The organism is Lysobacter sp. GQ73 (genome assembly GCF_059758755.1).
This window is the reverse complement of record NZ_JCAXEE010000001.1, coordinates 58340-77954: the sequence shown is the minus strand read 5'-3', so window position 1 is coordinate 77954 and position 19615 is coordinate 58340. Positions and strand designations below refer to the sequence as shown.

Below are 19615 nucleotides of genomic sequence, written 5' to 3'. Positions count from 1 at the left end.
GCGCGGCTCCGTTCAGCGTGTCAGCCAGGTCTTGCGATGGCCGCGCAGTTCGTCGATCAGCCCGATCACGTTGGCCGGCAGCAACAGCACGTCGATCACGGTGTTGCAGATCGACACCAGCACCAGGTCGAGCGGCCCGAGTTGCAGGCGCGTGCGCGCGTGCATCACCGCGATGAAATTGAGCAGCGCCATCAGCCACCAGTTCAGGGCGGCGATGCCGAGCAAGGTCGGGCTGCGGTAGATCGAGGCGCCGGCGATCAGCAGCAACAAGGTCGGCACCAGCGCCGACTGCGCCCACAGCAGCCACCACGGCAGCATCTTCATGGTCCGCGGCCAGGAGATGCTCCAGGCCACGCGGAACGACTCCAGGCGCCCGCGCGCCCAGCGCCGGCGCTGGCGGAACAGGCCGAAGAAGGTCGAGGGGCAGATGGTGTAGGCGATCGCGTCCGGCGCGTAGGCGATCGAATAACCGTGTGCGAGCGCGCGCCAGGTCCAGGCGATGTCCTCGACCAGCCATTCGCCCCAGCCGCCGAGTTCGCGGATCACCTGCGTGCGATGCAGCGAGAACGCGCCGGCGACCACGTTGACCACGCCGATCTTGCTCTGCACGTAGCGGATCGCGGCGAGCGCGCCGACATGCTCGTAGAACTGCAGGCGGTGCAACCAAGAGTTATGCCGCCCGGCCGGTACGATCAGGCCGCAGGCGGCGGCGTGGCGCGGCGAGCTGTACAAGGCCTCGACCGCGCGGCGCAGCGAGCACGGCATGATCACCGTGTCGCTGTCGATCACCGTGACCACGTCGGACTCGGCCGACAGCTGCGGCAAGGCCGCATCGAGCGCCAGGCCCTTGGCGCCGCCGTTGCGCGCCAGCGAGATCAGGCGATAGGTCTTGTCGCGCGGTTGCGCCAACCAGGCGGCCACTGTGGCCGGGGTGGAATTGGTCGAACCGTCGTCGACCAGCAGCACTTCGATGCGGCCCGGATAGTCGGCACGCTCGATCGCGTCCAGCGTCATCAGGAACGAAGCCTCGGGCTCGTTGTAGAACGGCACCAGGATCGAGACGAAGGGATAGTGGGCGAGCGTCGGCGCGGCCGGCCGCCGCACCGCCTTGAACAGCGCCCATCCGGCCAGGAACACCAGGCAGCACAACAGCACGAGGGTGGAGAAACCGACGAGGCCGGTCAGGACGAGCTGGCTCAACATGGGGCGATGCATCCGGCAGCGCGATACGCGGCCGCGGCATCGTCGATGCGCAGTCACGCTCGCAGGGTCTGATTGGCAGACCGGACGCGTCGATACGGGTCGCCGCGCGTATGCGCGGCCCCGCACGCCTGGTGCTTGTGGGGGGAACTACGTTGGGCAGGACGTGGTGGGGTTAAGGGTTGCTCGGTCGAAACGCAATGCGTTGTCGCGTTTTCTCAATAGAGAATGAAAGCAGCAAAGGTTTTATTCTGTGACGACGGCAAGCAGTTCGACGATCGTTGTAGCGTTGCTCGCTCGACATGCGATCGAGGATCGATGAAGAATCGAAACCGAACCGTCTTATCCCCCGGCCATCATGAACACTCCCCCGACGCCGCACTCCGCTCACGCCGCCCCTGCGTTCCGTCCGCGCTTCGACATCGGCGCGCAGCGCATCGACTGCGGGCGCGAGCCGGACGTCGCCACCCACGACGCGGCCGATCGGTTCGCGAGCTGGCCCCTGCTCGACTATTCGTCGTGCGAACCGACCGAGGACCAGGCCGCGATCAACCGCTGGCTGGCCGCCGCCGACCTGGGCGAGCGCGACATCCTGCACGTAGGCACCGGCAATTCCTCGGTGGCGCGGCTGCTGGCCGGCAAGGTGCGCGGCATCGTCTCGGTGACGGTGGCCCGCAACGAGTGGGAACACGGCAACGCGCTCGGCCTGCCGCGCTACTCGGTGCATCTGCTCAACAAGCACAGCGACGACTTCGCCCGCCGCTTCGAGGCGGCGAGCTTCGACTGCATCCTCGACAACAACCTCGCCAGCTTCGCCTGCTGCCAGCGCCATCTCGAACGCTATTTCGAGACCCTGGTGCACTTGCTGCGGCCGGACGGTTTCATCCTGACCCACTGGCTCGGCATGCAGTGGACCCTGGACGTCGGCGTCGACGACGTCGAACCGGTCTGGCGGCTCGACGCCGGCAAGCTGCGCGCGATCGCCAGCGCCTACGGCCTGGCGGTCGAGCGCCAGGACGAGTTGTTCTTCCTGCGGCGCGCGCGCGCGCCGCAAGCCGGCGCGGCCCAGCTCTGAGCCGCCGCTCGCCGCGCCGGCGCCCGCGACCGCCGTGAGCGAGCGCTCCGCCCCGCCGATCGGCCCGGCGCCCGGTGCTCCGCCGCGCCGTCCGCGCAACCGTTTCGCCACCGCCGCGCAGCTGTGGCGCATCGGCCGGCGCGAGCCGCGTTTCGGCGGGCTGTTGCTCGACAACCTGATCACCACCTTCGGCGCCAGCTTCACCCTGATCGCGCTGCCGTTCCTGGTGATGCGCCTGACCGGCAGCGCCTTCGACCTCGGCCTGACCGCGGCGATCGAAGCCTTGCCGAGCGTGCTGTTCCTGTTCTTCTTCGGCGGCTTTCTCGACCGCGCCAACCCGATCCGGGTGCTGTGGATCTGCCGCGCGCTGTACGTCCTGATCAACGCCGGCATGGGCCTGCTGACCTGGTTCGGGCTGATGACGATCGAACTCATCTATGCCCTGGCCCTGTTCGGCGGCCTGGTCTGGGCGGTCGCCTACCCGGCCGGACGCGCGAGCTTCGGCCTGTACATCCGCAAGGGCCTGCTGCCGGCCGGCAACGCCTTGTTCGCGGTGGCTTCGAGCCTGGCGATGATGCTGCTGCCGATGCTGGCCGGCACCCTGATCCTGGCCTCCAGCGACAACCGGGGCCTGGCGATCGCGTTCGGGATCGACGCGCTCAGCGTCGCCGCCTCGCTGTGGCTGCTCGCCGCGGTGCGCCGGCGCGGACCGGTGCGGCGGCCGGCCCAGGCGAGCGAAGCCGGTGCCGCACCGGCGCAGACGGCCGCGGCGTCGCTCCAGGCGATTCCGCGCAGCTATTACCTGTATCTGTTGGTCAGCACGGTGCTGGTGTTCGGACCGGTGCAGATCCTGCTGCCGGTGCTGCTGGTCGAACACGGCGATACGCGCTATTTCCTGGTCTATGTCGCCCAGTTCGCCGGCATCGCCGCGGCCGCGGTCTTCGCCGGCCACGCATCGAACGGCCTGGCCGCGGTCATTGCGAAACTGCTCGCGTGTTGGGCGGTGGCCGCGCTGGCCTATGGCCTGCTGACCTGGAATGCCAGCCTGGCGACGGTGCTGGCCGCGTTCTGCCTGCTCGCCGGCGCGTCCAATTTCTACGGCATCCAGTCGCTGTCGTGGCTGCAGCGCAGCGTCGCGGCGCAGCACATGGGCCGCGAAATGACCTGGTTCTCGGCAGCGACCATGGGCGCGATGCCGCTGGCGACCTTGTCGACCGGACTGTTGCTCGAACGCCTGCGCTTCGCCGCGACCACCCGCTGGCTGATGGCGCTGATCGCGCTGTGCCTGCTCGCCGGCCTCGTCCATCTGCGGCTGCGGTTGGCGCGCGCACCGCTGCCGCAAACGCTCCGGGGGCCGACGGCCCCCGGAGCTTGACGCCCGATGACGTTCGATACCGCCGAACGTCAGTTGGTCTTGAAGCCGTACATGAAGGTCGCCGGCACGCCGTTGACCGCGCCCGCGGTGCCCGGGTTCGGGCTGGTGTTGCCGGCGCCGCCGAGGCCGTCCCAGTTGGTCTGGCCCAGCGAATACAGCCCCGCGCCGACGATCGACAGCGCATTGAGCGCCGCGGTCTGGGTCGGCGCCGCACCGTAGTAGGTGACGAAGCTGCGCGCCGCGCCCGGAGCGAGCGAACCGAAGCGGAAGTCCATGTGCGAACCCAGATCGCCGGGGCCGTTGTCGGTCATCGGCCCGGACAAGCCGGAGTTGGCGGCGAGCGGATCGAGCGAGTTGAAGCCGTTGTTGTTCCAGGCCAGCAGGAACGGCGACGCCCCGGCCAGGGTGATGTACTCCGAGAACGTATTCGGCGGCACGTCGTAGTCGATGCCCCGGGTGTAACGCAGGTCCTTGACCGTGGTGCGGCCGATGTTCTCGATCTTGACGTCGACCCGGTACAGGTAACTCGTCGCCGCGATCGGGGTGTACTGATGGGTCACCCGGAAGGTGCTGCCGACGGTGACCACCGAGGTCGCCGCGCTCGTGGTCGGAGTGAAGCTCACCAGGGTCACGTTGCTGATGCCGGAGCAACGCGAGGTCCGCCCGCTCACCGGCGCGGCCGGATCGGCGTTGGCCACGCCCCAGCCTTCGCAGGGTGCGCCCGGCGCCGAGGCTTCGCCGTTGGTCGGCATGTAGCGCAGGCCGACCAGGCGGGTGCCGTAACGGCCGCTCGACAAGGCGATGTTCGGGCACTCGATGTTGAGATGACCGGTCGGCGCCACGCCGAGCTGGATGATGCCGTTGTTGATCAGGCCCGGGCAGCCTTCCGGCGGGTCGACCGCACAGACATAGCCCCAATCCCTGGCCTCCACGCTCGGCGTGTCGACCCGCTGGAACTTCGGAATGCGTTCCAGGTGCGGCTGGAATTCCTTGTACGGCAGTTGCGGCCTGAACGCGCCGGGGTCCCACAGATCGGCGCAGCCGGTGTTGAGGCCCGGGTCGACCTGGACGAAGTAGAAGTCCTGGATATCGCCGACGCCCTGCCAATCGCCGAAGGTGTTGCCGGCGAGGATGAAGCGGTCGTTCTTGCGGTCGATGGCGTACAGGCTTTCGCGGAACTTGTCGCCGAAACGGCGCGGCGACAGGCCGCCGTAACGCAGCAGGTCGCCGGTGTTGGCCGCGAACAGAAAGCCCTGGGTGCCGGCGATGGTGCCGACCACCGCGACCGCGCCATCGCGGCCGTCCAGGCCGCGCGCTTCGACCACGTCGAAGGCGGTGAAGCTGGCCTGGTCGCGATCGACCCAGCTCGCCTGCACCAGCGGCCGGCAACTGTAGCGGGCGTAACGCGCCAGATAGGCCTGCGACGCGCTGCCTTCGTCGAGCCCGGTGGAGGCGCCGACCGAGACCGTCTCGCCGCTGTAGTTCGCGTTCAACAGCGCGGTCAGGCCGTGGAAGTCGCGATGGTCCTGGCCGTCGATCAACACGCTGCTGCACACCGGCGCGCCGTTGGCGTCGGTGCGGAACATCAGGCCGCCGCGCTTGGCATCGGTGGTCAACGCGGTGCCGGCCACGACGATGTCGGTGAAGCCGCCGCTGCTGGCGAGGTTCTCGGTGACCGCGCGGAAACGCAGGCCCGGCCAGTCGCCGCTGCCGTCGTAACGGTGATCCCACAGCACGTTGCCGGCCGCATCCAGGCGCGCGATGCGGCCGAGGGTGCGGCCGTCCTTGTCGTTTTCCTCGCCGACCACGACCAGTTCGCCCTGCGCCGCCTTGCTCGGCATCACCGCGCCGGTTTCGATCAGGTCATAGCCGGTCGCGCGATGGCTGGTCGCGGCGTTGTCGAGCAAGGTGGTCCAGATCTGCCGTCCGCGGCAATCGAGTTGCAGCACGTAGATGAAGCTGCCTTCGCCGAGCTGCACCGAACCGGTCACGGCGAAACCGCGCTCGCCGCTGAGTTCGGCGATGCCGTACGCGTCGGAGCGCTTGCTGCCGGCGATCATGTAGGCCTGTTGCCAGGTGTCGATGCTGCTGTCGTCGGTGACGCCGACATCGTTGGCGCGGGTCACCAGGACCTGGGTAGTGCCGTCGCTGGCGCGACGGGTGCCGACGGTGACCGAGCCGCGGCCCGGACAATAGTTCACCGCCTTCACGTCCTCGCCGCCGTCGCGCCAAGGTTGGTTGCCGTAGTGAGTTTCGAAGTTCTGGGCTTGCGCCAAGGGCGCGGCGAGCATCAAGCCCGTTGCCAGCACCGCGGCGTGATGCCGCAGCCTGGAGCCGGTACGTCCCATGAGTTCCATATGAGCCTCGTTGCGGAATCGTTCCGCGTGGATGGGTCGATCGCACTGCATCGCCGACCATAGCCCTCCCCGGCGCGCGTTCCGAGGAAGAACACGGGGCGATACCGGGACATAACGGGAACGATTCGCGCGATCGGACCGCTGCGTTCGAGGCGAACGCATGAGCTTTCCGTTAAAGCGCACAACGCGTCACAGCGCCAATGCGAGCGCCGGCAAGTTAGCGTCGCACGCGCCGACCGACGGCGTGCGGTGAGAACCGCGTGCGACGAGAACGGCGCACGATGAGAACGACGCGCGCCGATCGGCGGCGCGCGAGGTAACTCCACGAGTGCGACCGTCGGCGCGCGACCCTGCGACGCCGCGGCACGGCAGCGCCATCGACCTGAGGACGGAGCCGCTTCGCTGCGGCGCGCCCTACTTCGCCTCGCCGAGCAATTCCACCTCGGCCAGCTCGATGCCGCCCTGTCCGGCGCCGTCGGCGAGCAGGCGCAGGCGATAACGCGAATACGCCGCCGGCTCGGCGATGGCGAACGCGCGCGTCTGCCGGCGCCAGGCGAAAGCCTGCCCGCTGCGTTCGTCGAGGGTGGTCCACTGCGCGCCGTCGTTGGAGCCCTGCAAGGCCCAGGCCTGCGGATCGCCGCGCCGCGCCGCCGAGGTCAATGTGTACAGGCGCACCGTCGCCGGCGTCTTGAAATTCCAGCTCAGCAAGGGCATCGGCCCGCTCAGGCGCGTCGCGGTGGTGGCGTCGTCGTCGAACAAGGCCGCCGCCTGCTTGGCCGCGACACCGGCGACCGCGGCGTTGTCGCGCCGTCCCAGATCGTGCCAAGGCTTCGGCGTCTCGCCATCGGCGCTCAGCGATTCCGGCAGCGCCTGCGCGCTGCTGGCCCAGTTCGACGGCGTCGGGCCCATGCGGAAATCCAGCACCGCGCCTTGCGTCAATAATTCATGCGGCAGGGTCAAGCGGTCCCAGGCTTCGCCATTGACCCGCAGCGACTGCACGTAGCGGTTGCGCGCGCTGACCTTGGGCGCGTTGATCCGCAGCTCGCGGCCGTTTTCCAGGCGGATGCTCATGCGTTCGAACCGCGGCGCGCCGATCACGTACTCGGGCGAGCCCATCCGCAGCGGATAGAACCCCGCGGCGCTGAACAACCACCACGCCGACATCTCGCCGTTGTCCTCGTCGCCGGGATAGCCCTGGCCGATCTCGCCGCCGACGTAGAGGCGGTCGAGGATGTCGCGCACCTTTTCCTGGATCCGCCACGGCTGGCCGGCGGCGGCGTACATGTACGGAATATGGTGCGAGGGCTGATTGCTGTGGCCGTACTGGCCCATGCGCACGTCGCGCGCTTCGAGCATTTCGTGGATGACGCCGCCGTAGCTGCCGACCTCGAAGGTGCCCGGCGTGGCGAAGAACAGATCGAGCTTGTTGCCCAGCGCGGTGCGCCCGCCGTACAGCGCGCTCAGGCCGGCGCCGTCCTGCGGCGCGTGGAAGGCCATGTTCCAGGCATTGGTCTCGGTGTAGTCGCCGCCCCAGCGGGTCGGGTCGAACTCGGTCGCGGTGTAGCGCCAGCGGCCGTCGCGGTGGCGGCCGACGAAGAAGCCGAGTTGCGGATTGAACAGGTTGACGTAGCCGAGGGCGCGATTGCGGTAGTACACCGCATCGTCGCGATAGCTCGCCCGGTAGGGATCGTCGGCGCCCGCTTCCTGCGCCAGCGCGCCGGCCAGGCGGCCGATCGCGTAGTCGTTGATGTAGCCGTCCATCGACCACGACAGGCCTTCGCCGACGGTGGTGTCGGTGTAGCCGGTGAAGATCGCGCGCTCGATGCCCTTGCGGCCCGCGCCCGGCACCGGGCTGACGCTGGACGCGTTGCGGATCGCCGACTGGTAGAACGAGCGCACGTCGAAATTGCGCACGCCCTTGAGCCAGGCGTCGGCGAAGGCGACGTCGGAGCTGGTGCCGACCATCAGGTCGGCGTAGCCCGGCGAGGACCAGCGCGCGATCCAGCCGCCGTCGCGGTATTGCTGGACGAAGCCGTCGATCATCTCGCCGGCATGACCAGGGGTCAGCAGGACGTAGGCCGGCCAGCTGGTGCGGTAGGTGTCCCAGAAGCCGTTGTTGACGTAGACCTTGCCGTCGACGATGGCCGCGCCGGTGGCCTCGGCGCTGTCCTTGCCGGCCGGCGCCGAGAACGGACTCGCGTACCGGTACAGCGGCCGCTCGGCGGTGCCGGTGTTCTCGTAGCCGCTGTTGGGGTACAGGAACAAGCGGTACAGATTGGAATACAGCACCGCCTGCTCGTGCGCCGGCGCGCCCTCGGCGCGGACGATGCCGAGCTTGGCGTCCCACGCAGCGCGGGCGCGTTCGCGCACCGCGTCGAAGTCTTCGTCGGCACCGATTTCCAGTTCCAGGTTGCGCCGCGCCTGCTCGACGCTGATCAGCGAGGTGGCGATGCGCATCGTCACCTGGCGGTTGGGGTCGCCGCTGAGGTCGAAGCCGTACCAGGCCGAGACCCGGTCGCGGCCGCCGGCCTTGTCGCGGTCGAGCCGGGCGCCGTCGCGGATGGGCCGGTCGAAGCAGGCGTAGAAGAACAGGCGCGAGGCGCCGGTCGAGAGCTTGCTCATGCTCTCGCTCCAGCCGCTCAGGCTGCGGCCGTCGCGGTCCAGGCGGATGTCGCCGTGTTCGTCGCGATGGTCGAACAGCAGTTGCGCGCGGGTCTCGCCGGGCTCGGCCGGGAAGGTGAAGCGCATCGCCGCGGCATGGTCGGTCGGGGTCATCTCGGCGACCAGGCCGTTGTCGAAGCGCACCCGGTAATAGTCGGCGCGCGCGGTTTCCTCGTCGTGGCCGAAACTCAGCGCGCGTTTGCTACGGTCGAATTCGGGCCGGCCCTCGCCCATCGCCGGCATCACGTGGAAGGTCTGGCGGTCGCCCATCCACGGGCTCGGCTCGTGCGACAGCGCGAAGGCCTCGATGCGCGGACGGTTGTCGTCGCCGTTGCGCTCCTGATACTGGTAGATCCAGTGCGAACCGGCGTTGGTGGTCGGGGTCCAGAAGTTGAAGCCGTGCGGCAGCGCCACCGCCGGGAAGGTGTTGCCGCGCGAGAAGCGGCTGTTGGAATTGCTGCCGCGGCGGGTGTCGACGTAGTCGCTCGGGCGCAGCGCGGCGCGCTTGCCCTTGGCGAGCGCCGGCGCCGGCGCGATGCGCAGGTCGTCGAGGTAGCCCTGGTACGGCAGCGCGCTGTCGCCGTCGTGGACCAGCAGTATCCGGCGCACGCGGCGGCCGGCGGCTACCTCGCCGATGCGGCTGCTGACCGCGTTCCATTGATCCGGGTAGAGCAGCCGCGCCATGCCCTGCTCGCGCGCGGTCAGGCCATTGCCGTACAGGTCCAGCGGCTTGCGTTGCGACAGCCGGCTGCCGTCGTCGAACACCAAGTCGATGGCGACATAGGTCGAAGCGTTGCGCAACGCATCGAGTTTCGACGGCGCGGCCTGGCCGGGGAGGTGCGCGCTCGACAGCGGGAACACCCGATAGGACAACTGCGTGTCCTTGGTCACCGCGATGTCGACCTCGAAGGCCTGCGCGCTTTGCGCCGCCCCGCTGCCGACGCCTTGGTAGCGCAGCGAGCGCACGCCGCTGAAGCCGACGCCGGGTTTGGCGGTCAGGGCGGCCGCCGCGGGCGGGCCGCCGTCGGCGCTCAGGCGCGGCGCCGGGCTCGCGGCCGCGGTCTCGGCGATCGCCGGCTCACCGGCCTCGAACGAGGTCCAGAAGCTGCGCGCCGGCCCGGCCGTCGCGGCCGGCGCCAAGGCCCCGGCCAGGACCAGGGCCATGGCCTGTTTCGCTCTCGCCCCTGCGCCCTCGCGGCGCACTGCGTACTTTGCCGACATTCCCGCTCCCGTTGCACCGGACGGCGATCGCCTCCGATTCGCGTTGCGCCGACCGGCGAACGCCCCTGCTTTGGCGATTTGAATCGATCTAAATCGACCTTGTCAAACCGCGCCGCAGCATCGGCCGCCGCCGCGCACCGGCAAAAAATCCAATCTGAACAATCACTTCCACCGCGAACCCCGGCCCGGGTGGCGCGCCTTTGGCACACCTTTTGCGTCACCCCTCCTGGAATGTGATTTGCATCACATTTTTGTGCTGGTCTAGATCAGCACTTGCAGCCCTTCGCAACACGGAAGTCCGTCCCCCATGCCCACCCCGCATCGACTTGCTCTCTCCCTTGCTTTCGCGACCGCGAGCGCAATCTGCCCCTCAACGTCAGTTTTTGCTGCAGAGCGTCATACTGCCACGGCGAACCCGATGCCCGACATCGAGCGCCTGCGCGCCGAACGGCAGTGGCTCGCCGCGCTGGCGCGCATCGAAAGCGCGCAGGCGTCCGCCCCCGGCGACGACCGTCTGTACCGGTTGCAGGTGCTGACCCTGGCCGATCTCGGCAGCGCGCATCGCGCCTGGACCCTGTATCGCGCTCGTCCCGAGCTGTTCGATGCCGCCGAACGCCAGCGCCTGGAGGCCGGCCGCCTCGCCCGCCTCACGCTCTGGGGCAGCCTGTTCCCCGAGGACGAGACCACCCGCCTCGACGAAATGCGCGACGCGCGCGAGGCCTTCGGCCAGTACCGCGCCACCCAGACGCCCGGGCAACGCCAGGCCGACCTGCGCACCCGCTTCGACGAACTGCTGCTGCTCAATCACCTCGAACGCCATGCCGAGGTGATCGAACGCTACCGCGCCCTGCAGGCCGAGGGCGTCGAGGTGCCGATGTATGCGCTGGCCAAGGTGGGCGCCTCGCTGCTCGCCGACAAGCATCCCGAGCAAGCCGCGAGCGTGCTCGAACGGGTCGTGCGCGAGTGGCCCGAGGATCACGACTCGCAGTTGCAACTGGCCTACGCCTATTCGGAAAGCGAGCGCTTCGACGCCGCCCTGGCCCAGTTGGACAAGATCAAGGCGGCCGAGCCGGCCTGGGTGCGCGTCGACGGCGCCAAGCAGAGCTTCGAGAACTGGCGCCACTACGACGCCGACAGCACCCACACCATGATCCGCCTGTACGGCGAGGACACCGTCGGCGCGCAGCGGCGGCTGGAAGCGATGGCGGCGATCGGCCCGGACAACCCGAGCCTGCAGACCAACCTCGGCGTCGCCTATCAAAAACGCGGCTGGACCGACCGCGCGCTGCAACGCTTCCAGATGGCGAGCACGCTCGAACCGAGCAACGTCGGCGCGCGCATCGGCCAGATCGGCGCCTACCTCGAACACGCCCGCGTCGACCTGGCGCGGCCGATCCACGACGAGCTGATCGCCCACCGCCCGCGCGACGTGCAGGTCAAGCAGATGAGCGAGTCCTGGGACCGGCGCCTGGGCTGGCAGTGGACGCTCAGCACCGCCGGCGGGCGCAGCGACGCGCGCGGCGGCGGCGCGGCCGCATCGCCGTTCGGCAGCCGCGACGCGGTGCACCGTTTCGAGATCCGCAGCCCCTTGATCGACGACCGCTGGCGCCTGACCGCGCACGCCCAGGACGCCTGGGCCGACTACCCCGGCGCCCGCGTCCACGACCGCCGCAACGGCGTCGGCGCGCTGTACGCCTACGACCGCCTCAGCCTGGGCTTCGGCGTCGATCGCGCCGACGACCGCTGGCTCGCCGGCGGCGACCGCACCGGCTACTACCTCGACGCCGGTTGGCGCCTCGACGATGCCTGGCACGCCAATGCCTCGTGGTATCGGCAAACCCCGGACGCGTCGCTGCAGGCGCGCCGCGCCGGCATCGACGCCGATGCCCTGAGCCTGGGCCTGCGCTGGACGCCGAGCGAACGCACCACGCTCGGCGCGAGCGCGCAGCAACTGCGCTACAGCGACGACAACCGCCGCAGCGCGCTCGCGCTGAGCCTGGACCAGCGCCTGTACACGCGACCGCACCTGCAAATCGCCGGCCTGGCCGACCTGTCGACCAGCCGCGCCAGCCGCCGCGATGCCGAGGTGCCGTATTTCAACCCCAGCCGCGACGCCTCGCTGAACCTCGGTGTGCGCCTGGATCACGTCGCCTGGCGCCGCTACACCCGCCACTTCGTGCAACGCCTCAGCGCCAGCGCCGGCCCGTACTGGCAACAGGGCTACGGCAGCGCCTGGGTGCCGCAGCTGCGCTACGAACACGAATGGCGTTTCGGCAGCGGCCGCACGCTCAACTACGGCGTCAACTGGTCGCGTCCGGTCTACGACGGCGTGCGCGAGGACCGCGTCGCCTTCGATCTGAGCTTCCGTTGGGGTGAGGAATGAACATGTCGTCTTTCGCTGTCTCGCGCGCCGCCGTCTCCACCCGTCTGCACCGCAGCTTCCATCGTCTGCTCGCTGGCGCAGCGCTGGCCTTGGCCGCACTGGCGCCGCTCGCGGCGAGCGCCGACGAACTGTTGGTGCTGAGCTATCACGACGTGCGCGACGAAGTGGCGCGCAAGGGCGACCCCGATGCCTACGCGGTCAGCACCCAGAACTTCGCCGCGCACCTGGACTGGCTGCACGGCCACGGCTACCAGCCGGTCGCGCTGAGCCAGGTCATCGCCGCCTCGCGCGGCGGCAAACCCTTGCCGCCCAAGGCGGTGCTGCTGACCTTCGACGACGGCCTGCGCAGCATCTACACCCACGTCTTCCCGCTGCTGCGCGCCTACCACTACCCGGCGCTGATGGCGGTGGTGACCTCCTGGGTCGACCTGCCGCGCGACCAGAAAGTCGATTACGGCCCGCGCATGTTCACCCACGACGACTTCGTCACCTGGGAGCAACTGCGCGAGATGCAGGCCTCGGGCCTGGTCGAAGTCGCCTCGCACAGCCACGCCCTGCACCGCGGCGTGACCTCCAACCCGCAGGGCAACACCATGCCCGCCGCGATCACCCGCGCCTGGAACGAAAAGACCCGGCGCTACGAGACCGAAGCCGAATACCTGGCGCGCATCCGCCAGGACCTCACCGACAGCGCCGCCGAGATCGAGCGCGAACTCGGCGTGCGCCCGAAGTCGGTGATCTGGCCGTATGCGGCCTACAACAGCCAGACCAATGCGATCGCCGACGAACTCGGCATGGCGGTGACCTTCGACCTGGAAGGCCGCCACCAGAAGATCGGCGCCGACCTGCACGGCCTGGCGCGCCTGCTGGTGTTCGACAACCCCACCGTCAACGACCTGGCCTACGAGCTGCGCCACGACGAGGAACTCGACGGCCTGCGCGCCTTGCAGGTCGACCTGGACTACGTCTACGACGCCGACCCGGCGCAGCAGGCGCGCAACCTCGACAGACTGATCGAACGGGTCAAGCAGGTCGGCCCCAGCCACGTGTTCCTGCAAGCCTTCGCCGACCCCGACGGCAACGGCTCGGCCGATGCGCTGTATTTCCCGAACCGGCACCTGCCGATGCGCGCCGACCTGTACAACCGCGTCGCCTGGCAGCTCAAGACCCGCGCCAACGTCAAGGTGTTCGCCTGGTTGCCGGTGCTCGGCTTCGAACTGCCGGATGCGGCCTTGAACCAGCGCCTGAAGATCCAGGCCAGCAACCCGGACGAGACTTTCCGCCTCAATCCCTTCGAGCCGCAGACCCGGCGCATCGTCGCCGAGGTCTACGAGGACCTCGCGGTCAGCGGCTACACCGAAGGCCTGCTGTTCCACGACGATGCGCTGCTGCGCGAAGACGAGTTGCGCGGCCAGGCGCCGGCCGACCCGGCCAAGCGCACCCAGGCATTGATCGAGTTCACCCGCGAGCTGGCCCGCGCCGCCGGCAAATGGCGGCCCAAGCTGATCACCGTGCGCAACCTGTTCGCCGCACCGGTGCTGGAGCCGCGCAGCGAGGCCTGGTTCGCGCAGGAGCTCGCCGCCTTCAACCAGGCCTACGACTACACCGCGGTGATGGCGATGCCGTGGATGGAAAAGAGCCGCGATCCGCAGGCCTGGATGGACCGGCTGCTGGCCGAGGTGAAGAAGTCGCCGCGCGGCCTGTCGCGCACCATCTTCGAACTGCAGACCGTCGACTGGCGCAACCGGCAGCCGATCCCGGCCGCGCAGTTGAAGGCGATGGCCCACCGCCTGCAGGCCGGCGGCGCGCGCCACCTGGCCTGGTACCCGGACGACTTCATCGACGACCGGCCCTCGACCCGGGACGCGCGCGAAATCATGTCCGTGCGCGGCTTCCCCTACCTCGAACGTTGAGCTCCGCCCACTCCATTCGTCGCCGAGCCCACCCGGCCGGCCCGTCCGCGCTGCCATCGAGTCCACCATGAGCCCGCTCGCCAGTCCATTGCTCGCCGCGCTGTTCCAGTTCGCCTTCTTCTATCCGATCGTGATGTCGTTCTTCTGGATCTCCGGCGGGCTGTACTACTACTTCCGCCGCGAGCGGAAGGCGCGGGTGCGCACCGATCCGCCGCCGCTGGCGGACGCGCCGTTCGCCTCGATCCTGATCCCCTGCCACAACGAAGGCGACCACGTCCACGAAACCATCGCCGCGGCGCTGGCCCAGCGCTATCCGCAGTTCGAAGTGATCGCGATCAACGACGGCAGCCGCGACGACACCGGCGAAAAACTCAACCGCCTGGCCGCGCTGCATCCGCAATTGCGCGTGGTGCACCTGGACCGCAACCTCGGCAAGGCCAATGCGATGCGCATGGGCGCGCTGGCGGCGCGTTCGGACTATCTGGTCTGCATCGACGGCGACGCCCTGCTCGACGAATACGCGATGCACTGGATGATCTGGCACCTGTGCTCGGGCGCGCGGGTCGGCGCGGTCACCGGCAACCCGCGCATCCGCAATCGCTCGACCCTGCTCGGCCGCCTGCAGGTCGGCGAGTTCTCCTCGATCATCGGCATGATCAAGCGCGCCCAGCGCGTGTACGGCCGCATCTTCACCGTGTCGGGCGTGATCTGCGCGTTCCGCCGCAGCGCGCTGCACCGGATCGGTTACTGGTCCGACAGCATGGTCACCGAAGACATCGACATCAGCTGGCGCCTGCAGATGGACCACTGGGACATCCGCTACGAACCCAATGCGATGTGCTTCATCCTGATGCCGGAAACCCTCGGCGGCCTTTGGAAACAGCGCCTGCGCTGGGCCCAGGGTGGCGTGGAAGTGTTGATGCGGCATACCCGCGACCTGTTCTCCTGGCGCAAGCGGCGCATGTGGGCGGTGCTGGCCGAATACGTGCTGAGCCTGATCTGGGCCTACGTCATGGCCTTGATCATCGGCCTGTGGGCGCTCGGACTGGTCGTCGACCTGCCCGAGCAACTGCGCGTGACCACCTTGCTGCCGTCGTGGCACGGCGTGATTCTGGCGCTGATCTGCCTGCTGCAGTTCGCCGCCAGCATCGTCATCGACCGCCAGTACGAGACCGGGGTCGGGCGCAATTACTACTGGATGATCTGGTACCCGATGGCGTACTGGCTGCTGAGCTTCGCCACCACCGTCGCGGCGGTGCCCAAGGCGCTGGCGAAACGTCGCGGCACCCGCGCGACCTGGGTCAGCCCGGACCGGGGGATCCGATGAAGCCGACCGCCACCCCGGCCAAGCCCAAGCCTGCCGAGCACAAGCCGGGCGGACACAAACACGGCCCGCGCCGGCGCACCGCGCACAAGCACGACTCGCGCCTGATCCAGAAACCCGGCGCCCAGGACGCCTGGCCGCGCACCCTGTGGGGCGTGGTCACCGGCGCGTTCTGGCTGGCCTATCTGTATTTGTGGATGCCGGTGGCGACCCTGGCGATGTGGCTGCTCGGCGTCCGCCGCACCGCCTCCGAGCTGTATCTGCGCGAACACAGCGTCGACCCTTTCCTGATGCTGGTGCTGCCGGCGACCGCGACGGCCGTGGTCGCGCTGCTGCTGATCTGGGCCGAGTACAACCGCTGGCGCTTCGCCTCGGCCGAGAGCGAGCGCCGCGGCGTACAGGCCGAGGTGCCCCTGGACGAAGTCGCCGGCCGGCTAGGCGCCAGCACCGAACTGGCGCAAGCGCTCAACCAGGGGCGCATCAGCGTCCTGCACATGGACCCGAACCACGCCGTGCCGTTGTCGCTGACCGCGCTGGCCCCGCCCACGAGCAGCCGACCCTTCCCGCCGGTGTCGCCGATACCCCGCTTCGCCCGCGAAACAGCGCCGCAGGGCTCGTGGATCCTGATGATCGCGCTGGCGATCTCGATCGCCATCGTGGTCGGCGTATTGATGGTGGTCTCGTTCGGCTATCGGCAGATCCACAGCGTAGCGCCGAAGCGCACCATCGAAGGCACGCCGGGCCTGGACCGCCCGGCCTACCTGCCCGCGAACGCCGAGGCCGCACTGGACCCGGCCGCGATCGGCCAACGCACCGCGACCGGCATCGAATCCGCGCTGCGCGACGCCCAGGCGCTGCGCATCGCCGACACCCAACGCCGCGATGACACACGCCCACGCCGCACCACCGGCGTGCTGGCGCCCAACGCCAAGCCGCGCCCCCTGCCCGCGCACAGCCCGAAACCGCCTTATCCCATCGACGCGTTGCGCCGCGGCGAAGGCGGCCTGGTGACTTTGCGCGTGCAGGTCTCCGCCGAAGGGCGGCCGACCAACGTCGAAATCGCCAAGCGCAGCAGCCACCGCGAACTCGACCGCGCCGCCGTCCGCACCGTACGCACCTGGCGCTTCGCCCCCGCGGTGCGCAAAGGCAAAGCAGTGGCCGCGGTGGTGATCGTGCCGGTGGAGTTCAAGCCGGAGCGTTGAGCGGCCGCCGTCGCTTCGCCTTCTCCCGCTAGCGGGAGCCTCGCCCTTCCCCTTGCCCTTCCCCCCTTTGAAAAAGGGGGGCTGGGGGGATTTGCCTTTAGCTTTAGCCCTTGCCTGAGCCGTAGCCCAGGCAAACCTACATCAGTGCAGGCTTCCCGACGGCACCGCCCCGACGCCACCCTCCCCCGCAGCCGCCGAAACACAAGCCGCCATCACCGGGTCCAACCGTCGCGCCAACGCCTGAAACACCTCCCGCAACAACCGGTGATTCTGCCCCGCGGGATAACCGATCTCGATCAACACCTCAGGCTGCAGAGTCCGCACGATCCCGTGCAACTCCTGCTGAAAAGCGGAAAGCGCTTCGAACGCATCAACGGGCATGACCACCCCTCCTGCGGGGGCGTGAGCTCGGGCTTGCGGGGCATACGCGGTACTCCTGTCCTTAGGCGAGGAACCCGCGCGGTGCGGCATGCCACCGGCGGGATGTCGGGAGGTTCGAAACCGCACATAGTCGGCGGGCGTATTCCCCTTGCGGGTGTTGTATTAGCCGCCCTCCCGACGCATAAGCACGCGTCGGCACGCCCAAACATCAGGCATGAAAAACCCACCAATTGACGGAGGTGGGTACCGCTATGTGTGTTGGAGTTTCGACGCTCCTAATCGCGACTTTGCATAGTTCGCCAACGGCTGTCAATCAGACAAGTCCGAGCTCATCTGCCAACCACGTATCTACACAGAGGACATTCCAGGACGGTGGCAAATGGTGCCAAAGCCCGCTCAAGACCCATATCGGGCATTCGAATCTTTCACGCCACGGCAGATCTCGGCGTTCAAAGGCATACGAGGTTTAGCTAGCGCTACTTCTACCTAGAAGTCGGCAAGTGGGATCATAAGGCCTATACAGTCATAGCCCGTTACGAAGTAGCAGCTAGACACCAGTCTATATAGCAGAAGTCAGTGCTTCTCGGATTCGGCCAATTGCGCGAGAGATATGCATCCTGCAGTCGTAACAAATCCGGTTTCCTCTGCCTCTGCCGGCAGCATATATAGAACGTCGAGCGGCAATTCCTTTCCTGCAAGCTTCAATTCCGCCTTCAGTCGGGACAGAGGCTCGCCAGACGGGCCAACAATCAAAATGTCGAAATCACTGCCAACACCGAACAGCGAAGACCCAAACATGAAGGATTCGAACTCCCGTAGGGACTCGCAAGATCTAAGTAAGTATTTCGCGACATCACATGCCGTCATCAACGGTTCCGCAGCAGCGCACTTAACTCCTCCCATTTCATTACCTCGCATCCAAGGCCCCGCCCTGCTTCGATGGCATTCTGTGTAGGATGCCCGTTGGGATTGATGTTCCAAGCAATATCGATGGGGCCGAACCGATCCCAGAAGGTGCGAATAGCATCGGCTGTCGGCTCATACTCCATAATCATGCCTACCCGTAAGCTTCGCCCATCGGCGAGCGTCATTGTGAAGACGCGATCAAATTCTCTATCGAGGTTCGCAACGGATCTAACTTGCCTAATCAGACGGTACGAGAAAAAATAGTCCTTATGAGCAGCAGTCTTTACGTCGTCCGAATAAATAGCGGAAACGAGTGTTCCGGCGCTTCCCCAGCCTATTGTATTGCCTTCTAAATGTCTGATCGCCTTGCCTTCCCAGACGCACTCCTTTCGATACCCGCATAGGAAATCCATGCCGGGAAAATCTGCATAGTATTGCATCGATAATTCGGCACTGATCGTGTAGGCGGCCGAAATAACTGCAACTACGTCAACCCGACCAGGCATCGTAATCCTGATAGCGTCATCGCGGAGATGCTGCGCCGAACCCACTCCGTGTGTTTCCCAGATGTTTCTAAGTGCGTAGTTCACCTGCCAGTTCATGCGAAGATTTGTTCCATTTCTGCGGGATAGCGGATAGCACCGCCGGCGACACCACAAACGTGCCGTTCTGAGAGACCTCGAACATGTTCTTGGTATCGGGCAAAAGTCTGTCGCTCAGCCTCTGTCATGTGATGCGGGTTTGCTTTGATGGTGGCTAGGATTCGGAAATGATTAGGCAGAATGACACCTCGCATCCTCTGCACCCACGTCTTAGCCGTTTCAGATTCCGGATCGTATTCGAAGCTTAATCCATCGGAGGGCGAGAACTCCTTCCACACGGCCTTGTTTTCGTCCATGGCGGCGACCACGGCGTCTCTAACTTGGCTACGCTCATCGTAGGCACGAATTCCTTGCTTGTGCATCAAAGCAGCGAGGTGGTTGCTTTTCCAACCTAGCAACGTACCCCGGCTATATCCGTCCGGATCCTTGTCGATGATCGTGTGGCACGTCGGGCACAACAGGATAAGGTTTTCGAAGGAGTCGGGCACGAACTCTCCGGCGGGTCTTTCTTCGTGACGCGGCCCCGTTTCTCCATGCGGAATTACATGAGCCATCTCGGCTATGTGCTTGTCTCCGCCCATTTCAGCGGGGAACAGAGGCTGGAGGCACTGGGGGCGTTGACAGTGACCTGCAGCCTCGGAGAACAGCCGTAGTTTTGTTTCTATAGGTATATGTTTGCGACCTGTCATGGTTGGGAGCATTAAATCCTATGCGATCAGGAAATGGTGTAGCTGCTGCAGCCAAAATAGACCAATAACGACACATGCTGGGGCCGAGGTACTGACGAGGAAGACTTGCATCACCATTATATAGGAGGCACTCGTGGATCGAGCGGTCGCCCCTAGCCGAAAGCGGCCGATCACGCTGATCGGCTAGCCGGTCGGAGAAGGATTGACCTGGGGCTTCGGCGCCGCAACCGGCGATGGCCAGCGGTAGTATCAGCAAAGGTTTTACGAGGGCTCGGATCCGCGCTTTAGAGCACCCAAACGCGGCCATACCGAAACTGTCCTAAGAG

The 19615-nt window shown here is 67.2% G+C and carries 13 protein-coding genes and 1 pseudogene; 6 read left to right on the top strand and 8 right to left on the bottom strand.

What is annotated here, in order from left to right; genetic code table 11:
- Positions 1 to 12 precede the first annotated feature (12 nt).
- On the bottom strand, positions 13 to 1203 hold the full coding sequence (locus AC6CH2_RS00300) for a glycosyltransferase family 2 protein (RefSeq protein WP_498267435.1): 1191 nt from the start codon (positions 1201 to 1203) through the stop codon (positions 13 to 15).
- Positions 1204 to 1558: 355 nt separating this feature from the next.
- Here AC6CH2_RS00300 and AC6CH2_RS00295 point away from each other — a divergent pair, with 355 nt between their 5' ends.
- Positions 1559 to 2275, top strand: a complete 717-nt coding sequence (locus AC6CH2_RS00295; protein WP_498267434.1) for a class I SAM-dependent methyltransferase — start codon at positions 1559 to 1561, stop codon at positions 2273 to 2275.
- A gap of 34 nt (positions 2276 to 2309) precedes the next feature.
- A pseudogene (locus AC6CH2_RS00290) lies at positions 2310 to 3212 on the top strand (MFS transporter); the annotation flags it as partial.
- Between the two features lie 158 nt (positions 3213 to 3370).
- Here AC6CH2_RS00290 and AC6CH2_RS00285 read toward each other — a convergent pair.
- The 3 genes from AC6CH2_RS00285 to AC6CH2_RS00275 all read right to left on the bottom strand — a co-directional run bounded on the left by AC6CH2_RS00285 (position 3371) and on the right by AC6CH2_RS00275 (position 9832).
- On the bottom strand, positions 3371 to 3658 hold the full coding sequence (locus AC6CH2_RS00285) for a hypothetical protein (protein WP_435394827.1): 288 nt from the start codon (positions 3656 to 3658) through the stop codon (positions 3371 to 3373).
- A 21-nt stretch (positions 3659 to 3679) separates the two neighbouring features.
- The gene (locus AC6CH2_RS00280; RefSeq protein ID WP_498267433.1) at positions 3680 to 6007 is read right to left on the bottom strand and encodes a hypothetical protein; all 2328 of its coding nucleotides are present in this window, start codon (positions 6005 to 6007) and stop codon (positions 3680 to 3682) included.
- Positions 6008 to 6421: 414 nt separating this feature from the next.
- On the bottom strand, positions 6422 to 9832 hold the full coding sequence (locus AC6CH2_RS00275) for a GH92 family glycosyl hydrolase (RefSeq protein WP_498267432.1): 3411 nt from the start codon (positions 9830 to 9832) through the stop codon (positions 6422 to 6424).
- Positions 9833 to 10307: 475 nt separating this feature from the next.
- Here AC6CH2_RS00275 and pgaA point away from each other — a divergent pair, with 475 nt between their 5' ends.
- From pgaA to pgaD, 4 genes are all read left to right on the top strand, one after another.
- A complete protein-coding gene (gene pgaA, locus AC6CH2_RS00270) occupies positions 10308 to 12272 on the top strand; it encodes a poly-beta-1,6 N-acetyl-D-glucosamine export porin PgaA (RefSeq protein ID WP_498267431.1) in 1965 nt (654 codons plus the stop codon).
- Between the two features lie 2 nt (positions 12273 to 12274).
- Positions 12275 to 14185, top strand: a complete 1911-nt coding sequence (gene pgaB, locus AC6CH2_RS00265) for a poly-beta-1,6-N-acetyl-D-glucosamine N-deacetylase PgaB (protein ID WP_498267430.1) — start codon at positions 12275 to 12277, stop codon at positions 14183 to 14185.
- A gap of 67 nt (positions 14186 to 14252) precedes the next feature.
- Positions 14253 to 15512 (top strand): poly-beta-1,6-N-acetyl-D-glucosamine synthase, encoded by a 1260-nt coding sequence (gene pgaC / locus AC6CH2_RS00260; protein ID WP_435395991.1) that lies wholly within the window; start codon positions 14253 to 14255, stop codon positions 15510 to 15512.
- Positions 15509 to 16711 (top strand): poly-beta-1,6-N-acetyl-D-glucosamine biosynthesis protein PgaD, encoded by a 1203-nt coding sequence (pgaD, locus tag AC6CH2_RS00255; protein ID WP_498267429.1) that lies wholly within the window; start codon positions 15509 to 15511, stop codon positions 16709 to 16711. Before pgaC ends, pgaD begins: the two co-directional genes overlap by 4 nt.
- Positions 16712 to 16852: 141 nt before the next feature.
- Here pgaD and AC6CH2_RS00250 read toward each other — a convergent pair whose 3' ends face one another.
- From AC6CH2_RS00250 to AC6CH2_RS00235, 4 genes are all read right to left on the bottom strand, one after another.
- The gene (locus AC6CH2_RS00250; protein ID WP_498267428.1) at positions 16853 to 17092 is read right to left on the bottom strand and encodes a hypothetical protein; all 240 of its coding nucleotides are present in this window, start codon (positions 17090 to 17092) and stop codon (positions 16853 to 16855) included.
- Positions 17093 to 17665: 573 nt separating this feature from the next.
- Entirely contained in the window at positions 17666 to 17890 is a 225-nt protein-coding gene (locus tag AC6CH2_RS00245) for a nucleotidyltransferase family protein (protein WP_498267427.1), read from the bottom strand.
- Between the two features lie 68 nt (positions 17891 to 17958).
- A complete protein-coding gene (locus AC6CH2_RS00240) occupies positions 17959 to 18600 on the bottom strand; it encodes a hypothetical protein (RefSeq protein ID WP_498267426.1) in 642 nt (213 codons plus the stop codon).
- Positions 18597 to 19154, bottom strand: coding sequence for an HNH endonuclease (locus AC6CH2_RS00235; protein ID WP_498268172.1), 558 nt, complete (start codon positions 19152 to 19154; stop codon positions 18597 to 18599). Before AC6CH2_RS00235 ends, AC6CH2_RS00240 begins: the two co-directional genes overlap by 4 nt.
- Positions 19155 to 19615 lie beyond the last annotated feature (461 nt).

Bases quoted from the DNA above. Each gene is read 5' to 3' on its own strand.
- pgaC (WP_435395991.1), top strand. From the start codon at position 14,253: ATGAGCCCGCTCGCCAGTCCATTGCTCGCCGCGCTGTTCCAGTTCGCC.
- AC6CH2_RS00300 (WP_498267435.1), bottom strand. From the start codon at position 1,203: ATGTTGAGCCAGCTCGTCCTGACCGGCCTCGTCGGTTTCTCCACCCTC.
- pgaB (WP_498267430.1), top strand. From the start codon at position 12,275: ATGTCGTCTTTCGCTGTCTCGCGCGCCGCCGTCTCCACCCGTCTGCAC.
- AC6CH2_RS00245 (WP_498267427.1), bottom strand. From the start codon at position 17,890: ATGTTTGGGTCTTCGCTGTTCGGTGTTGGCAGTGATTTCGACATTTTG.
- AC6CH2_RS00235 (WP_498268172.1), bottom strand. From the start codon at position 19,154: ATGGCTCATGTAATTCCGCATGGAGAAACGGGGCCGCGTCACGAAGAA.
- AC6CH2_RS00275 (WP_498267432.1), bottom strand. From the start codon at position 9,832: ATGGCCCTGGTCCTGGCCGGGGCCTTGGCGCCGGCCGCGACGGCCGGG.
- pgaD (WP_498267429.1), top strand. From the start codon at position 15,509: ATGAAGCCGACCGCCACCCCGGCCAAGCCCAAGCCTGCCGAGCACAAG.
- AC6CH2_RS00280 (WP_498267433.1), bottom strand. From the start codon at position 6,007: ATGGAACTCATGGGACGTACCGGCTCCAGGCTGCGGCATCACGCCGCG.
- AC6CH2_RS00250 (WP_498267428.1), bottom strand. From the start codon at position 17,092: ATGCCCGTTGATGCGTTCGAAGCGCTTTCCGCTTTTCAGCAGGAGTTG.
- AC6CH2_RS00295 (WP_498267434.1), top strand. From the start codon at position 1,559: ATGAACACTCCCCCGACGCCGCACTCCGCTCACGCCGCCCCTGCGTTC.
- AC6CH2_RS00240 (WP_498267426.1), bottom strand. From the start codon at position 18,600: ATGAACTGGCAGGTGAACTACGCACTTAGAAACATCTGGGAAACACAC.
- pgaA (WP_498267431.1), top strand. From the start codon at position 10,308: ATGCCCGACATCGAGCGCCTGCGCGCCGAACGGCAGTGGCTCGCCGCG.